Origin of the sequence: Streptomyces achromogenes subsp. achromogenes (genome assembly GCF_000720835.1) — a bacterium.
GTDB classification, from domain to species: Bacteria; Actinomycetota; Actinomycetes; order Streptomycetales; family Streptomycetaceae; genus Streptomyces; species Streptomyces achromogenes.
On record NZ_JODT01000024.1, the window covers coordinates 84869 to 100529 of the forward strand.

At 70.2% G+C, this 15661-nt stretch carries 13 protein-coding genes and 2 riboswitches; of the genes, 4 read left to right on the top strand and 9 right to left on the bottom strand.

The genetic code is table 11. The annotated features are described in order from the left end of the window. Position 1: 1 nt before the first annotated feature. The 9 genes from IH25_RS0124540 to IH25_RS0124580 all read right to left on the bottom strand — a co-directional run bounded on the left by IH25_RS0124540 (position 2) and on the right by IH25_RS0124580 (position 10827). Positions 2–1393: a M1 family metallopeptidase gene (locus IH25_RS0124540; protein ID WP_030614521.1), complete on the bottom strand. Its 1392-nt coding sequence runs from the start codon at positions 1391–1393 to the stop codon at positions 2–4. Positions 1394–1492: 99 nt separating this feature from the next. Further along, the gene (locus IH25_RS0124545; RefSeq protein ID WP_051754099.1) at positions 1493–3031 is read right to left on the bottom strand and encodes a dipeptide ABC transporter ATP-binding protein; all 1539 of its coding nucleotides are present in this window, start codon (positions 3029–3031) and stop codon (positions 1493–1495) included. Continuing rightward, positions 3028–4119: an ABC transporter ATP-binding protein gene (locus IH25_RS0124550; protein WP_030614528.1), complete on the bottom strand. Its 1092-nt coding sequence runs from the start codon at positions 4117–4119 to the stop codon at positions 3028–3030. The genes IH25_RS0124545 and IH25_RS0124550 overlap by 4 nt, the downstream gene beginning before the upstream one ends. Next, the gene (locus IH25_RS0124555) at positions 4116–5123 is read right to left on the bottom strand and encodes an ABC transporter permease (protein WP_030614531.1); all 1008 of its coding nucleotides are present in this window, start codon (positions 5121–5123) and stop codon (positions 4116–4118) included. Before IH25_RS0124555 ends, IH25_RS0124550 begins: the two co-directional genes overlap by 4 nt. 72 nt (positions 5124–5195) lie before the next feature. After that, positions 5196–6944 carry an ABC transporter substrate-binding protein gene (locus IH25_RS0124560; RefSeq protein ID WP_455431023.1) on the bottom strand — a complete coding sequence of 583 codons (1749 nt, stop codon included), beginning with the start codon at positions 6942–6944 and terminating at the stop codon, positions 5196–5198. 56 nt (positions 6945–7000) lie between these two features. Then, entirely contained in the window at positions 7001–7999 is a 999-nt protein-coding gene (locus IH25_RS0124565; protein WP_030614538.1) for an ABC transporter permease, read from the bottom strand. A gap of 349 nt (positions 8000–8348) precedes the next feature. Beyond that, positions 8349–9206: an enhanced serine sensitivity protein SseB C-terminal domain-containing protein gene (locus IH25_RS0124570; protein WP_107058453.1), complete on the bottom strand. Its 858-nt coding sequence runs from the start codon at positions 9204–9206 to the stop codon at positions 8349–8351. Between the two features lie 106 nt (positions 9207–9312). Then, positions 9313–10092, bottom strand: coding sequence for an enhanced serine sensitivity protein SseB (locus IH25_RS0124575; RefSeq protein ID WP_030614543.1), 780 nt, complete (start codon positions 10090–10092; stop codon positions 9313–9315). A 66-nt stretch (positions 10093–10158) separates the two neighbouring features. Further along, positions 10159–10827, bottom strand: a complete 669-nt coding sequence (locus IH25_RS0124580) for an AAA family ATPase (protein WP_030614546.1) — start codon at positions 10825–10827, stop codon at positions 10159–10161. Between the two features lie 177 nt (positions 10828–11004). Further along, positions 11005–11109, top strand: a riboswitch (glycine riboswitch). Then, positions 11110–11223: riboswitch (glycine riboswitch) on the top strand. Between the two features lie 41 nt (positions 11224–11264). Between IH25_RS0124580 and gcvT the strand changes: the two genes are divergently transcribed. From gcvT to IH25_RS0124600, 4 genes are all read left to right on the top strand, one after another. Further along, positions 11265–12383, top strand: coding sequence for a glycine cleavage system aminomethyltransferase GcvT (gene gcvT, locus IH25_RS0124585; protein WP_030614549.1), 1119 nt, complete (start codon positions 11265–11267; stop codon positions 12381–12383). Between the two features lie 136 nt (positions 12384–12519). Next, a complete protein-coding gene (gene gcvH, locus IH25_RS0124590) occupies positions 12520–12906 on the top strand; it encodes a glycine cleavage system protein GcvH (RefSeq protein ID WP_030614552.1) in 387 nt (128 codons plus the stop codon). 4 nt (positions 12907–12910) lie between these two features. Further along, a complete protein-coding gene (gene glyA / locus IH25_RS0124595; protein ID WP_030614556.1) occupies positions 12911–14176 on the top strand; it encodes a serine hydroxymethyltransferase in 1266 nt (421 codons plus the stop codon). A 103-nt stretch (positions 14177–14279) separates the two neighbouring features. Beyond that, positions 14280–15647 carry an L-serine ammonia-lyase gene (locus IH25_RS0124600; RefSeq protein ID WP_030614559.1) on the top strand — a complete coding sequence of 456 codons (1368 nt, stop codon included), beginning with the start codon at positions 14280–14282 and terminating at the stop codon, positions 15645–15647. The last annotated feature ends 14 nt before the right edge of the window (positions 15648–15661 follow it).

The following is a 15661-nucleotide window of genomic DNA, read 5'->3' on the forward strand; positions in this document are numbered from 1 at the left end:
GTCAGAGAGCAGGTTTCCCTGGTGTGAACAGCCAGGTGTCGAAGAGGTCGTCCAGCTGCTGCCCGCTGACCCGCTCGGCGAGGCGGATGAAGTCGGCGGTGGAGGCGTTGCCGTACCGGTGGAGCGTGGTCCAGGTGGGCAGCAGCCGGAAGAAGGCCGGGTCGCCGATCCGCTCGCGCAGCATCTGGAGCGTCATCGCACCGCGCTGGTAGACGGCGGAGGCGAACATGCTGTCCCGTTCCGGGGCGCCCGGCTCGACCTGCCAGAACGAGGAGTCGGCGGGCCGGGAGTCGTATCCGGCGCGGAAGGAGTCGTGGGCGGAGCGGGTGCCCTGGTGCTCGGCCCACAGCCACTGGGCGTAGGTGGCGAAGCCCTCGTTGAGCCAGATGTCGTTCCAGTGCGCCACGCTCACCGAGTCGCCGAACCACTGGTGGGCCAGCTCGTGCACGATCGTCGTCTCGCTGCGCACCGCCGAGTACGCGGGCTTGGACTGCACCTCCAGCGAGAACCCGGCCTCCGGCATGTCGTCCACGATGGCACCGGTCTCCTCGAACGGGTACGGCCCGAAGACCTGCGACCAGTAGTCGGTGACGGCGGAGGTGACGCCGTAGACGTCGACGCTGCTCGCGCCCTTCAGCACGGGGTCGATCGCCACGTACACCGGGATGCCGCCCGGGGTCCGCCCGGTGCGCACGTCGAACTTGCCGATGGTGGCGGTGGCCAGGTAGGTCGCCATCGGCTTCGACTCCCGCCAGTGGGTGTACGTCGAGCCGCCCTTGTCGTACGTCGACACCAGCCGGCCGTTGGAGACCGCGGTCAGCCCCTTCGGCGCCTTGATCCGGATGTCGTAGGTGGCCTTGTCGGCCGGGTGGTCGCTGGACGGGAACCAGGTGGAGGCGGCGTTGGGCTCGCAGGCGACGAAGACGCCGTCGGGGGTCTTCATCCAGCCGTAGTCGGAGCCGAAGACGATGGGTCCGCCGAGGGCCTCGGGTACGCCGCCGTAGGTGACGGAGACGGTGAAGTCACGGCCCTTGGGCAGCACCCGGCGCGGGGTGACGGTGACCTCGTCGCCGTCCCGGGTGAACTCCGCCCGTCTGCCGTTCACCTCCACCCGCGTGATCTCCAGCTTCTGGAGGTCCAAGTCGAAGGAGGAGAGGGTCCGGGTGGCGCGCGCGGTGAGCGTGGTACGGCCGTCCAGTCGCCCGGTGTCGGGGGCGTAGGCCACGTCCAGGTCGTAGTGGCGGGCGTCGTAGCCGCCGTTGCCGAGCCGGGGGAAGTAGGGGTCGCCGATGCCGGGGGCGCCCTGGGTCGGGGGCGCGGAGGCGGCGATGGCCAGGAAGGAGGCCGCCGCGGTGACGAGGACTCCGAGACGTGCCGAACGGGAGAGTGCCATGGGTCGTCCCTTTCGAGCGTGCCGATCTAGTGGTCGGACACGGACGACTCTGCACTCTCCCGCTCAGGCATGTACATGACTTTGCTTAGTCGTCATGCGCTACTCGTCGGACGACTCCTCGGCGCCGCTGCCGGCCGCCGGCTTGCCGGTCGTCTTCCCGGTCGCCTTCGGCGTGGACTTCGCGCCCGGGCCGGTCTTCTCCTCGGCCGGTTCCGCCGCCGCGGCGGCCTCGGCGGCTTCGGGGGCCGGGGCGGTGTCGGCGGCCTCGGAGACGGCTTCGGCGGTCGCGGCTGCCTCGGCCGGTTCCGAAGCGGTCGCCTCGGGAGCGTCTTCGGAGCCGGCCGCCTCGGAGGTGGACGCCTCGGAACCGGCCGCCTCGGGGGCCTCTTCGGAAGCGGTGTCCTCCGTGGCGGGTGCCTTCCCGGCCACCGGCTCCTTCTCCGCCACCGGCTTCTTCTCCGCCGCCGGTGCCTTCTCGGCCACCGGCTCCTTCTCGGCCGGGCCGTCGGAGAGCGCCGCGTCCGGGACCAGTTCCGACGCCTTCTTCGCCGCCGACAGCAGGACCGTGTCCTGCGGCGCCTGGTCGGCGAAGTTCTCCGGGTGGTGGCAGGCGACCCGCTGGCCCGGCCTCAGCTCGACGAGCTGCGGCTCGGTCGTCCGGCAGATCTCCGTCGCCTTCCAGCAGCGGGTGTGGAACCGGCAGCCGGAGGGCGGGGCGATCGGGGACGGGACGTCGCCGCGCAGCAGGATGCGCTCGTTCTTCTGCCCCCGGCGCTTCGGGTCCGGCACCGGCACCGCCGACATCAGCGCCTTGGTGTACGGGTGCATCGGCGCCTCGTACAGCGAGGTGCGGTCGGCCAGCTCCACGATCTTGCCGAGGTACATCACCGCGATCCGGTCCGAGACGTGCCGGACCACCGAGAGGTCGTGGGCGATGATCACATAGGTCAGGCCGAGTTCCTGCTGGAGGTCGTCCATCAGGTTCACGACCTGCGCCTGGATCGACACGTCCAGCGCGGAGACCGGCTCGTCCGCCACCACCAGCTTCGGCTTCAGGGCGAGCGCGCGGGCGATGCCGATGCGCTGGCGCTGACCGCCGGAGAACTCGTGCGGGTAGCGGTTGTAGTGCTCGGGGCTGAGGCCGACCAGGGAGAGGAGCCGCTGGACCTCCTTCTTCACCCCGCCCTCGGGTTCCACGCCCTGGAGCCGGAAGGGCGCCGAGACGATCGAGCCGATGGTGTGGCGGGGGTTCAGGGAGCCGTACGGGTCCTGGAAGATCATCTGGATGTCGCGGCGCAGCGGACGCATCTGCCCGGTGCTCAGCCGCGTGATGTCCTGGCCCTCGAAGGTGATCTTCCCGCCGGTCGGGTCCTGGAGGCGGGTGATGACCCGGCCCATGGTCGACTTGCCGCAGCCCGACTCGCCGACCACGCCGAGGGTCTCGCCCTTGCGCACCTCGAAGTCGATGCCGTCGACGGCCTTCACGGCGCCGACCTGGCGCTGGAGGATGCCCTTCTTGATCGGGAAGTGCTTCGTCAGGCCCTCGACCCTGAGCAGCACCTCACGGTCCGCCGAGCCCTCGGAAGCCGGCGTCTGCTGGGGGATCGCGGCCTCGTCCGTCTTCTTGGTCTCACTCACAGCTTCGGCGCAATCTCTTCGGTCCAGATCCGCTGGCGGTCCTCGGTCGGGAGGTGACAGGCGGACCAGTGCCCGGTGCTCACCTGCTCCAGCTCGGGGCGCACCGTGCGGGTGACGTTCCCCTTGGGGATGTCCGCGTACGGGCAGCGCGGGTGGAAGGCGCAGCCCGAGGGGACGTTGATGAGGCTCGGCGGCTGGCCCTTGACCGGGATGAGCCGTTCGGAGGTCTCGCGGTCGATGCGGGGCATCGAGCCGAGCAGGCCCCAGGTGTAGGGGTGCTGCGGCTGCTCGAAGACCTCGCCGGCCGGTCCTCGCTCCACGCACCGGCCGCCGTACATCACCAGGACCTCGTCGGCGATCTCGGCGACCACGCCGAGGTCGTGGGTGATCATGATGACCGCGGAGCCGAACTCCTTCTGCAGGTCGCGGATCAGGTCGAGGATCTGCGCCTGGACGGTCACGTCGAGGGCGGTGGTCGGCTCGTCCGCGATGAGCAGCTCGGGGTTGTTGACCAGGGCCATGGCGATCATGGCGCGCTGGCGCATACCGCCGGAGAACTCGTGCGGGTAGCCGTCGACGCGCTTGGCGGGCTCGGGGATGCCGACCCGGTCGAGCATCTCGATGGCCCGGGCGCGGGCGACCTTCTTGCTGACGTCGTGGTGCACCCGGTAGGCCTCGACGATCTGGTCGCCGACCTTGTAGTAGGGGTGCATCGCGGACAGCGGGTCCTGGAAGATCATCGCCATCTCCCGGCCGCGCAGCTTGCGCACCTCGTCCGGGGAGGCGGAGACCAGTTCCTTGCCGTCCAGCCAGATCTCGCCGGACATGCGCACGTTCTTGCCGCGCGCGCCGAGCCGGTGCAGGCCCATGATGGCCAGCGAGGTCACCGACTTGCCGGAGCCGGACTCGCCCACGATGGCGAGGGTCTTGCCCTTCTCCAGCGAGAAGCTGACCCCGTCGACGGACTTGACCAGGCCGTCGTCGGTCGGGAAGTGCACCTTGAGGTCGCGGACCTCCAGGAAGGCTTCGGAACGCCGGGCGGCGGCGGGCTCGCCCACCGCGGCACCGGTCTTGGAGAGTTCGGTCACGAGAGCCTCACCCGCGGGTCGGCGGCGGCGTAGAGGACGTCCACCACAAGGTTTGCGATCACGACGAAGAAGGCGGCGAGCAGGGTCACGCCGAGGATCTTGGGCAGGTCGTTGTCGGTGATGCCCTGCACCGCGTACTCGCCGATGCCGTGCAGCGAGAACACGGACTCGGTGATCACGGCGCCGCCGAGCAGCAGACCGAGGTCCATGCCGAAGACGGTGACGATCGGGGTGAGCGCGGAGCGCAGTCCGTGCTTGACCACCACTGTGCGCTCGACCAGGCCCTTGGCCCGGGCCGTGCGGATGAAGTCCTCGTTCATCGTCTCCAGCATCCCCGAGCGGGTCAGTCGCGCGTAGATGGCGGAGTACAGCAGGGCGAGCGAACACCAGGCCAGGAACAGGGTGTTGGCCCACTGCGCCGGGTTCTCGGTGAGCGGGACATAGGTGCGTCCGAAGATCGGGATCTGCACGGTGAAAAGCAGCTGCGCCAGCTTGCCCGTGAAGAACATGGGCAGCGAGACACCGGCGAGCGCGACGCCCATGAAGAGGCGGTCGAAGAACGAGCGGGGCTTCAGCGCGGAGATCACGCCGACCACCACACCCGAGATGAGCCACAGCACGGCGGCGCCCGCGGCCAGCGAGGCCGTGACCGGGATCCGGGAGGTCATCTCCGGCCAGACCGCCTGGTGGTTCTTGAAGGAGTAGCCGAAGCACGGGGCGTCGCAGTGCACCGTGGTCGGGCCGAGGTCGTACGTGGCGCCGGCCACGATCCCCTTGATGAAGTGCCAGTACTGGACGTAGACGGGCTGGTCCAGACCGAGGTTGTGCTTGACCGCGGCGATGTCCGCCTTCGACGGGCTCTTGCCGATGTACTGCTGTGCCAGCTGGTCCGCCGTCTGGCCGGCGATGCGCGGCAGCAGGAAGAAGATGGCGAAGGTGACCGCGGAGACGACCAGCAGCAGGATCACTGCCGCGAACGTCCGGCGGAGGATGTACGAGATCACGGGGGCCGGCGCTGGTGCCCGCGGGGGATGAGACCCGCGGGCACCAATGCCTTCACCTGCCTTCCGGGGCTGCTACTTCGACGCGACGCCGATGTTGAGGTAGTCGTACTGACCGCTGAAGGCCGCCGTGGAAACCAGGTTGGTGTAGTTCTGCGGACGGCCCAGCAGGACCTTGAAGTAGGTCAGCGGGACGAGGACGGCGTCGTCCATGGTCTTCTTGTCGATCTGGGTGTACAGGCTGTTGCGCTCGCCGGTGTCCTGGGTGGCGATCGCCTTGCCCAGCAGATCGTTGACTTCCTTGCTGTCGTACTGCGACAGGTTGGTGTTGCCGGACTGGCTGATCGCCTTGCCGTTCAGGATCTGCTGCAGGAAGCCGTAGCCGGAGGGCCAGTCGGCACCCCACTGCATCATCATCAGGCCGACGTTCTGCTTCTCGTCGAACTTCGGCACACCCGCGTAGTCGGTGAAGTACTTGCCGGACGGGTACTGCTTGAGGCTGGCGTTGATGCCGATCTTCTTCAGCGAGTTGATGATCGCCGTGGCGGCGTCCACCTCCTGCTGACGGTCCGAACGGGCCGTGATGTTGGTCGTGATCGACGTCTTGCCGCAGGCCTTCATCAGGTCCTTGGCCTTGGCGATGTCGCCCTTGTTGTCCTTGGTGGCGTAGGTGTCGGCCTTCGCGTAGCCCGGGATGTCCGGGGGCAGGACGGTGGAGGCGACCTCACCGCGGACCGGGCCGCCCTCGGCGGTCTGCACCGAGACCTTGTCGACGGCGTACTGCACGGCCTTGCGGCACTCGGGCTTGTCGAACGGCTTCAGCTTGCTGTTGATCGCCAGGTAGACGAGACGGCCACCGTAGGTGTTGTCCGTGTTGGCCTTCTTGGCGGGGTCGGTGAGGACCTCGGCCTGGGTGGAGGCCTGGACGCCGGTGCCGGCCAGGTCGATGGCGTTGCCGGCCATGACGTCCTGGTCGATGGTCTCCGAGTTGACCTTCAGCTTGATGACGATCCTGTCCGGCAGCTGCTTGCGCAGCGGGTCGGTCTTCGGGTCCCAGTTCTCGTTGCGCACGAGCACGGCCTGCTTGCCGTCCTCGTAGCTCTGGAACTTGTAGGAGCCGGAGGACAGGATGTGCTTGACGTAGTCGACGCCGGTGTCCTTGGACTGCGGGACCGGGGCCGTCTGCGGCGTGGCGACCAGGTAGTCGAACTCCTGGAACGGCTGCTTCAGGTGGAAGACGATCGTGGTGTCGTCCGGGGTCTCGATGGAGGACAGCCCCTTGGGGTTCTTGTCCTTGTACGGGCCCTTGTACTTGTCGCCGTCGGCCATGAACTGCTGGAAGTAGTTCGGGCCGAGGGAGAGCACGTCACGCGCGAAGTTGGAGCGCTCGACGGCGTACTTGACGTCCTTCGAGGTGATCGGCGTGCCGTCCTCGTACTTCAGGCCCGTACGCAGCTTGTACGTCCAGGTCTTGCCGCCGTCGCTGGGCTGGCCCTTGCTCGCCGCGAGGTCCGGGACCAGGGTGTTGCCCTCGTCGCCGGGACCGGGCTTGAAGGTCATCAGCGGACGGGCGTACAGCCGGCTGAGGTTGTACATGTACGCGTAGTACGTGTTGCCCGGGTCGAAGGAGTCCGGGACGTCGGACATCTCGTAGGTGACCGTGCCGCCCTTCTTGTCCGACACGTTCACGACGCCCTTGGTCGCGGCGTTGGCCCCGGCCGACTCGGTGCCGTTGTTGGTGTTGTCATCGGCCTTGCTGCAACCCGAAAGAAACAGGCTGGCGGAGCCGATGGCCGCGATCGCGGCCAGCGCTGACCTTCGCATGATGGGCGCTTTCCCCTCCATTGATTGAAAACTTGTCGGGCTCTCCGCGGCAGGCGTCAGCGGCTGCGCGGGTCGAGAGCGTCTCGGAGACCGTCACCGAGCAGGTTGAACGCCAGCACGGTGACGAAGATGGCGAGTCCGGGGACGATCATGTACTGGGGGTCGACCTGGTAGTAGGTGACCGCCTCGCGGAGCATGCCGCCCCAGGACGCCTGCGGGGGCTGGATGCCGACGCCGAGGAAGCTCAGCGACGCCTCGAAGATGATGTTGGTCGGGATCAGCAGCGTCGAGTAGACGGTGATCGGGCCGACCAGGTTGGGCATCAGTTCCCGGAACAGGATGTACGGGGCCTTGGCGCCCATGCCCCGGGCCGCGTCGACGAACTCGCGCTCGCGCAGGGCGAGGGTCTGGCCGCGCACGATCCGGCCCAGATAGGGCCAGTTGAAGAAGCCGATGACGAAGATCAGCACGCTCAGGTGGAGCGGCAGGCCGGTGAGGCCGAAGGCACCGCCCTGGAGGGTGGCGGAGATGGCGATCGCGAAGAGCAGGAGGGGGAAGGCGAGGAAGGTGTCCATCAGCCGGCTGATGATCGAGTCCACCCGCCCGCCGTAGTAGCCCGCGACGACACCCATGATCGCGCCGATGACGTTGGACAGGATGGTGGCGCCGAAGGCGACCACCAGCGACACCCAGGAGCCCTCCAGGATGCGGGTGGCGATGTCCCGGCCGAACTTCGGGTCCACGCCCAGCGGGTGGTCCGCGCTCATACCGCCCCAACTGCCCGTGGGCAGCGAGGTGTCCGGGGTGATCAGGTCCTGGTGGAAGGCGTTGGGGTCGAGGCCGAACAGGGCCTGGATGGGGCGCGAGAGGACGGCGAGGAGGATCAGCAGGATCACGATGACGCCGCCGGCGACGGCGGCCTTGTCCTTCTTGAACCGGGTCCAGGCGATCTGGCCCAGGGAACGACCCTCGATCTGCCCCTTACCGGCACCCTCCAGCACAGCCTCCGGCTGCGCCTCGGCTGCCGCCCCGGTGGTCTCGATCGGTGCGGTCACGGTGAGCGACCCCTCTCGCCGGTGGTGACCGGCCTGCGCCTGCCGCGGATTGCGGCTTTGTCGACTTGCCATCGATCACAAGGCCTCGGCCTCGTGTCTGAGTCGCGAGTCTTCAGCGTCGTTGCGATCACCCGCCAGAGCTGGCGGCGAAAGTATGCGCAACCGTGATGCAGTGCGGGGGATTCCGTTATCCGAACAGTGGGTAACGGCCCTCGGACGCGGGCCAGTTGGGGCAGATGGGCGAATCTACGCGGTTCGGGAGGTTCGGCCGATGTCTACGCGCGAAGAAGCGTCCCGGTGCCGTGGATTGTGCGGGCCGGTCAACAAACCTGCCGTCGCCTGTCGTTGGTCAGTAGCCGCCGTGCGCCGGCGGATAGCCGTATCCGCCGGCCGGGGCCTGCGGCGGGGCCGGCACCTGGAGCGGGGGCTGCGGCGGGGACGCCGGGGCGTGCGCCTCGCGGTCGTAGAAGGGGCGCGCGTTGGCCCGCATCCACATCACCACCGGGTCGTGGTCGTCGGTCATGGCGACCGTCGAGACCGGCAGGCCCTCCGGGACCGCGCCGATGGACTGCTGCATCATCGCACGCACCGAGTCGACCGCGGCGGGCGAGGTGTCGTACACGTCCAGGCCGATGGCGAGGTAGGGCGCCCCGAGCGCGGGCTGCACCCAGGCGCGGCGCAGCGAACGCAGCGCGGGCGTGCGGTGCGCGTTCTGCGCGAGCAGGGCGTAGAACTGCGGGATCTCGATGCCGGGCTCGGACAGCCGCAGCGGGCCGGCGGGCTGCCGGTCCAGGCCGGTGGCGATGCGGCGCAGGTCCGGCCAGGGGACGCCGACACCGCCGCCCGGCGCGTGCGGGTTGAGCCAGAGGCCGTAGTGGTCGGGGTAGAGGGTGCGGGCCACGTCCAGGCCGTCGGCCACCTCGTAGGAACGGTTCCAGCCACTGGCCGACAGCTCCTGGGCGGAGGTCACGCAGGGGGCGTAGCGGAAGCCGTCCACCTCCATGTTCCCGTACTGGGCGTCCGGGGCGCCGGCCTGGCCGTGCCACAGGAGCATGAAGATCTGGCCGGTGGTGGGGGTGGCGAGGGCACGCAGCAAGGCCTCGTAGGCGTCGTAGCGTCCGGGCGTGACCTGGCGCAGCATGTGCTCGACGCTGCCGCTGTGGCTCGCGCTCACCTGGTGTGCCCCTTCTTTTTTGTGACCCGGCATTGGGGAACAGCTTATGCGCCTAGCAGCTCGGGGCCTTTTGTTCGATCGCGTGTGCGGGTGCGTGGGGGTTGCTCGCGCAGTTCCCCGCGCCCCTTTGGGGCGCGTTTCAGTGGGCGTATGTGTAGAACGGGCGGACGTTCGCCTTCAGCCACGTCGCCACCGGGTCGTCCGTCACGTCCAGCAGGACCAGGTTGACCGGCCAGTCGACGGGGACCTTGGCCAGGGCCTTGCCCAGGGCCTGGAGGGGGAGGGCGCGCAGATCGCCTTCCCACTGGGAGAGTTCGACGCCCACGAACATCGCCGGGTCGGCCGTCTCGACGGCGGCCAGGCAGCGGCGGGCGGTGAGGACCACGCCGGTCTCGGCGAACTCGGCGGAGGCGGCGGCGAGGAAGTCCACCGGGTCGTCCTGCCAGTCGGGCTCGAAGAGGCGGACCCGGCCGCCGGAGTTGGGGCCGTCCAGCGGGGTGCGGCCCACCCGGCACAGCTCGGCCACGGCCTGGGGCGGCAGCGGTATGCCCACCACGCCCTCGGGGTTGACGACGATGCCCACCTGCGGGGGCAGGCCGCGGGCGAACTCCACCGCCGGGGCGATGGTGTACGCCATGTGGGAGCCGGCCACCTGGCGGAACTGTTCCTCGGAGCTGAACACCGGGACGTACGCCTGGCCGTCGATGTCGAGCGTCGGCAGGTCCAGCGGGCCGCTGTCCGGGCCCCCGCCGCCCGGCAGCGGGATCCACAGGAAGCTGCGGCCGAGGACCTCGACGATCCGGCCGCCCGCCGCGGGGATGCCAAGGGAGGCCGACAACACCTCCTCCAGCTCGTTGCCGGGCCAACCGCCGTGCGGGTGCGGGTGCGCCTGTGCCGGGAAGTCCGCCGGGAAGTCCATGTGCCTACCGCCTGCTGGGAACCACTGCTGTGACCATGAAGGCTAGCGGGTGGCACCGACAGCGCCTCACCGAGTGAAGCCGACGCGGGCGAGGACGTCCGCCGCGTCCCGGTCCAGCAGCACCGCCGCGCCGCAGCCGCCCGGCAGCTCCCCCCGCTCCACCGCGCGCAGCAGCCGGGCGGTGGCGCGGCGGTGGCGGCGGAAGGCGTAGCGGGAGACGCCCCGGCCGCGCTCGCGCTGGCCCTGGCGGGCCGTCTCGGGGCTGACGTCGAGCAGGAGCAGGTGCAGGGTGCCGCCCCGGCGCCGGGCTTCGCGGGCCAGCCAGGCGCGCACCCACGGCTGGGTGCCGCAGTCGTGCACGACGAGCCCCTCCCCGGTGCGCAGGGCCCGGCGCAGTCCGGCGTAGTGGGCGAGGCGGACCAGGGGGCGGTAGAGCGCGTACGGCAGGAAGCCGGGGACGCGGGCCTGCCAGCGGTCCCGGGTGTCCTGGGAGTCGACGCGGCGCCCGGTGACCGCGCGGTGCATCAGGGTGGACTTGCCGCTGCCGGGCAGGCCGGTGACGACGACCACGTCCCGGGGGCCGAAGAGCAGGGCGTGCGGGCTGCGGCCGGCCCGGTCGCGCAGATCGCGGACGACCGGCGCGGGGCGGTCCGCGCCGCGCTCGCGGACCGCCGGGGAGGGCTGTCCCGGCACCGTCAGGCCGGCGTGGGCGGCGTAGGCCGAGGTCCTGTTCACCGTGATCGTCCTCCCGAGGGCTCGGTCAATCCTCTGCCCGTTCTATGTAAAGGGAAGGTAATGGAGAAGGGTCGGCGGTTCGTGTGCGTACGGCCACAGGTCGGTCACAGCCGGCGGGCTCTGGATGGCCGGGGTGTGGCGTGCAATGATGAGCCCGCCAACTGCATACCGGCCGTTTGAATCCGCGCGGGAGAGTTCCCGGGCCCCCTCGGGGCCGCCTGGGGCGCCGAAGGAGCAAGTCCCTCCCTTGAATCTCTCAGGCCCCGTTACCGCGCGGGCGAGGCACATCTGAAAAGCGGGCCGCCGTCGCCGGCGGCTCCACCCAAGGTGCAAGCCGTGATCGTCCTCGTGGCGGTGGCGGCGAACCTCTCAGGTTCCGATGACAGATGGGGAGGAACGTTCCTCGCCCGTCCTTTGCCCTGGGAGACGACCGACCGATGAGCAGTACCGAACCCCGTCATACCGCGCTCGACGCCGTGCACCGCTCGCTGGGCGCGACGATGACCGACTTCGCCGGCTGGGACATGCCCCTGCGCTACGGCTCCGAGCGCGACGAGCACCTCGCCGTGCGCACCCGGGCCGGGCTGTTCGACCTCTCCCACATGGGCGAGATCACCGTGACCGGCGCCGAGGCCGCCGCGTTCCTGAACTTCGCCCTGGTCGGCAACATCGCCTCCGTCGGCGTCGGCCGCGCCCGCTACACCATGATCTGCCAGGCCGACGGCGGCATCCTGGACGACCTGATCGTCTACCGGCTGGCCGAGACCGAGTACATGGTCGTGGCCAACGCCTCCAACGCCCAGGTGGTGCTGGACGCCCTCACCGAGCGCGCGGCCGGCTTCGCCGCCGAGGTCCGCGACGACCGGGACGCCTACGCCCTGATCGCCGTGCAGGGCCCGGAGTCCCCCGGCATCCTGAAGTCCCTCACCGACGCCGACCTGGACGGCCTGAAGTACTACGCCGGGCTGCCCGGCACGGTCGCCGGCGTCCCGGCGCTGATCGCCCGCACCGGTTACACCGGCGAGGACGGCTTCGAGCTGTTCGTGAAGCCGGAGCACGCCGTCGGCCTGTGGCAGGCGCTCACCGAGGCCGGCGAGGGCGTCGGACTGGTCCCGTGCGGGCTGTCCTGCCGGGACACCCTGCGCCTGGAGGCGGGCATGCCGCTGTACGGGCACGAGCTGAGCACCTCCCTGACCCCCTTCGACGCCGGGCTGGGCCGCGTGGTCAAGTTCGAGAAGGAGGGCGACTTCGTGGGCCGCGAGGCGCTCACCGAGGCCGCCGAGCGGGCCGGGCAGAACCCGCCGCGGGTGCTCGTCGGCCTGGTCGCCGAGGGCCGCCGGGTGCCGCGCGCCGGGTACGCCGTGGTGGCCGGCGGCGAGGTCGTCGGCGAGGTCACCTCCGGCGCCCCCTCCCCCACCCTGGGCAAGCCGATCGCCATGGCCTACGTCGACGCGGCGCACGCCGCGCCGGGCACCGAGGGCGTCGGCGTGGACATCCGGGGCACCCACGAGCCGTACCAGGTCGTGGCGCTGCCGTTCTACAAGCGCCAGAAGTAACCGCCGGGCGCGCTCCCGCCGGCCCGGACGCCGGTCCCGGGGCGGCGCGTGACCCTGCGCACATTCGCCCGCTCACCAGCGGTTTCCCCAGTCCCCCCGTCACCATCACTCCCGCGCGTACAGGAGAATTCAGGCCATGAGCAACCCCCAGCAGCTGCGCTACAGCAAGGAGCACGAGTGGCTGTCGGACGCCGAGGGCGGCGTCTCGACGGTCGGCATCACGGAGCACGCGGCCAACGCGCTCGGCGATGTCGTCTTCGTCCAGCTCCCCGAGGTCGGTTCCACGGTGACCGCGGGCGAGTCCTGCGGCGAGCTGGAGTCCACGAAGTCGGTCTCCGACCTGTACTCGCCGGTCACCGGTGAGGTCACCGAGGTCAACGAGGACGTCGTGAACGACCCGTCGCTGGTGAACTCGGCCCCCTTCGAGGGCGGCTGGCTGTTCAAGGTCCGCGTCACGGAGGAGCCGGCCGAGCTGCTCTCCGCCGACGAGTACACCGCCTTCAGCACCGGCGAGGAGTCGTAGCCCCATGACTGTCCTGAACACGCCCCTGCACGAGCTGGACCCGGAGATCGCCGCCGCGGTCGACGCCGAGCTGAGCCGCCAGCAGTCGACGCTGGAGATGATCGCCTCCGAGAACTTCGCGCCGCTCGCGGTCATGGAGGCGCAGGGTTCGGTCCTCACCAACAAGTACGCCGAGGGCTACCCGGGCCGTCGCTACTACGGCGGCTGCGAGCACGTCGACGTGGCCGAGCAGATCGCCATCGACCGGGTCAAGGAGCTGTTCGGCGCCGAGTACGCCAATGTGCAGCCCCACTCCGGCGCCTCCGCGAACCAGGCGGCCCTGTTCGCGCTGGCCCAGCCCGGGGACACCATCCTCGGCCTGGACCTGGCGCACGGCGGCCACCTGACCCACGGCATGCGGCTGAACTTCTCCGGCAAGCAGTTCGACGTGGTCGCCTACCACGTGGACGCCGAGACCGGCCTGGTCGACATGGCCGAGGTGGAGCGGCTCGCCAAGGAGCACCGGCCCAAGGTGATCATCGCGGGCTGGTCGGCGTACCCCCGGCAGCTGGACTTCGCGGAGTTCCGCCGGATCGCCGACGAGACCGGCGCGTACCTGTGGGTCGACATGGCGCACTTCGCCGGCCTGGTCGCCGCCGGTCTGCACCCGAACCCGGTGGAGTACGCCGACGTGGTCACCTCCACGACCCACAAGACGCTCGGCGGCCCGCGCGGCGGCATCATCCTCGCGAAGAAGGACTTCGCGAAGAAGCTGAACTCCTCCGTCTTCCCGGGCTTCCAGGGCGGTCCGCTGGAGCACGTGATCGCGGCCAAGGCGGTGTCCTTCAAGGTCGCGGCGGGCGAGGACTTCAAGGAGCGCCAGCGCCGTACGGTGGAGGGCGCCCGCATCCTCGCCGAGCGGCTGACCGCCGCCGACGTCCGCGAGGCCGGGGTGAACGTGCTGTCCGGCGGTACGGACGTGCACCTGATCCTGGTGGACCTGCGCGAGAGCGAGCTGGACGGGCAGCAGGCCGAGGACCGGCTGCACGAGGTCGGCATCACGGTCAACCGCAACGCCGTCCCGAACGACCCGCGCCCGCCGATGGTCACCTCGGGCCTGCGCATCGGCACCCCGGCGCTGGCCACGCGCGGTTTCGCGGCCGAGGACTTCGCCGAGGTCGCGGACGTGATCGCCGAGACGCTCAAGCCGTCGTACGACGCCGAGGCGCTCAAGGCGCGCGTCCAGGCGCTCGCCGACAAGCACCCGCTGTACCCGGGTCTGAGCAAGTAAGTCACGTTTCGCGGGGCACCGCGCACACTGGAAGTACCGGCGTGCGCGGTGCCCGCGCCCCTGTACCGCCCCTTTCGCACCACCCCGTATTGAGGAGTCCTCCGTGGCCATCTCGGTCTTCGACCTGTTCTCGATCGGCATCGGCCCGTCCAGCTCCCACACGGTCGGCCCGATGCGCGCGGCGCGCATGTTCGCCCGCCGGCTGCGCAACGAGGACCTGCTCGGCTCCGTCGCCTCCCTGCGCTGCGAGCTGTACGGCTCGCTCGGCGCGACCGGCCACGGGCACGGCACCCCGAAGGCGGTGCTGCTCGGCCTGGAGGGCGCCTCGCCGCGCACGGTGGACGTGGAGACGGCCGACGAGCGGGTGGAGAGGATCCGCCAGGCGGGCCGGATCGCGCTGCTCGGCACGCACGAGATCCCGTTCTCCTACGACGACGACCTGGTCCTGCACCGCCGCAAGGCGCTGCCGTACCACGCGAACGGCATGACCCTGTGGGCGTACGACGCCTCGGGCGCCGAGGTGCTGACGAAGACGTACTACTCGGTCGGCGGCGGTTTCGTGGTGGACGAGGACGCGGTGGGCGCGGACCGGATCGTGCTGGACGACACGGTGCTGAAGTACCCGTTCCGCACGGGTGACGAGCTGCTGCGCCTGACGAAGGAGACGGGCCTGTCGATCTCCTCGCTGATGCTGGAGAACGAGCGGGCCTGGCGCACCGAGGAGGAGATCCGCGCGGGCCTGCTGGAGATCTGGCGGGTGATGCGCGAGTGCGTCCAGCGCGGCATGTCCCGGGAGGGAATCCTGCCCGGCGGGCTGAAAGTGCGCCGCCGTGCGGCCGTCTCGGCCCGGCAGCTGCGCGCCGAGGGCGACCCGCTGGCGCACGCCATGGAGTGGATCACGCTCTACGCCATGGCCGTGAACGAGGAGAACGCGGCCGGCGGACGGGTGGTGACGGCCCCCACCAACGGCGCGGCCGGCATCATCCCGGCGGTGCTGCACTACTACATCAACTTCGTGCCGGGCGCGGACGAGGACGGCGTGGTCCGCTTCCTGCTCGCCGCCGGCGCGATCGGCATGCTCTTCAAGGAGAACGCCTCCATCTCCGGTGCCGAGGTCGGCTGCCAGGGCGAGGTGGGCTCCGCCTGCTCCATGGCGGCGGGCGCGCTCGCCGAGGTGCTCGGCGGCTCCCCCGAGCAGGTGGAGAACGCGGCCGAGATCGGCATGGAGCACAACCTGGGCCTGACCTGCGACCCGGTCGGCGGCCTGGTCCAGATCCCGTGCATCGAGCGCAACGGCATGGCCGCGGTGAAGGCGGTCACGGCCGCCAAGATGGCGATGCGCGGCGACGGCTCCCACAAGGTGTCCCTGGACAAGGTCATCAAGACCATGAAGGACACCGGCGCCGACATGAGCGTGAAGTACAAGGAGACGGCCCGGGGCGGGCTCGCGGTGAACATCATCGAGTGCTGAACCGGTACGATTTC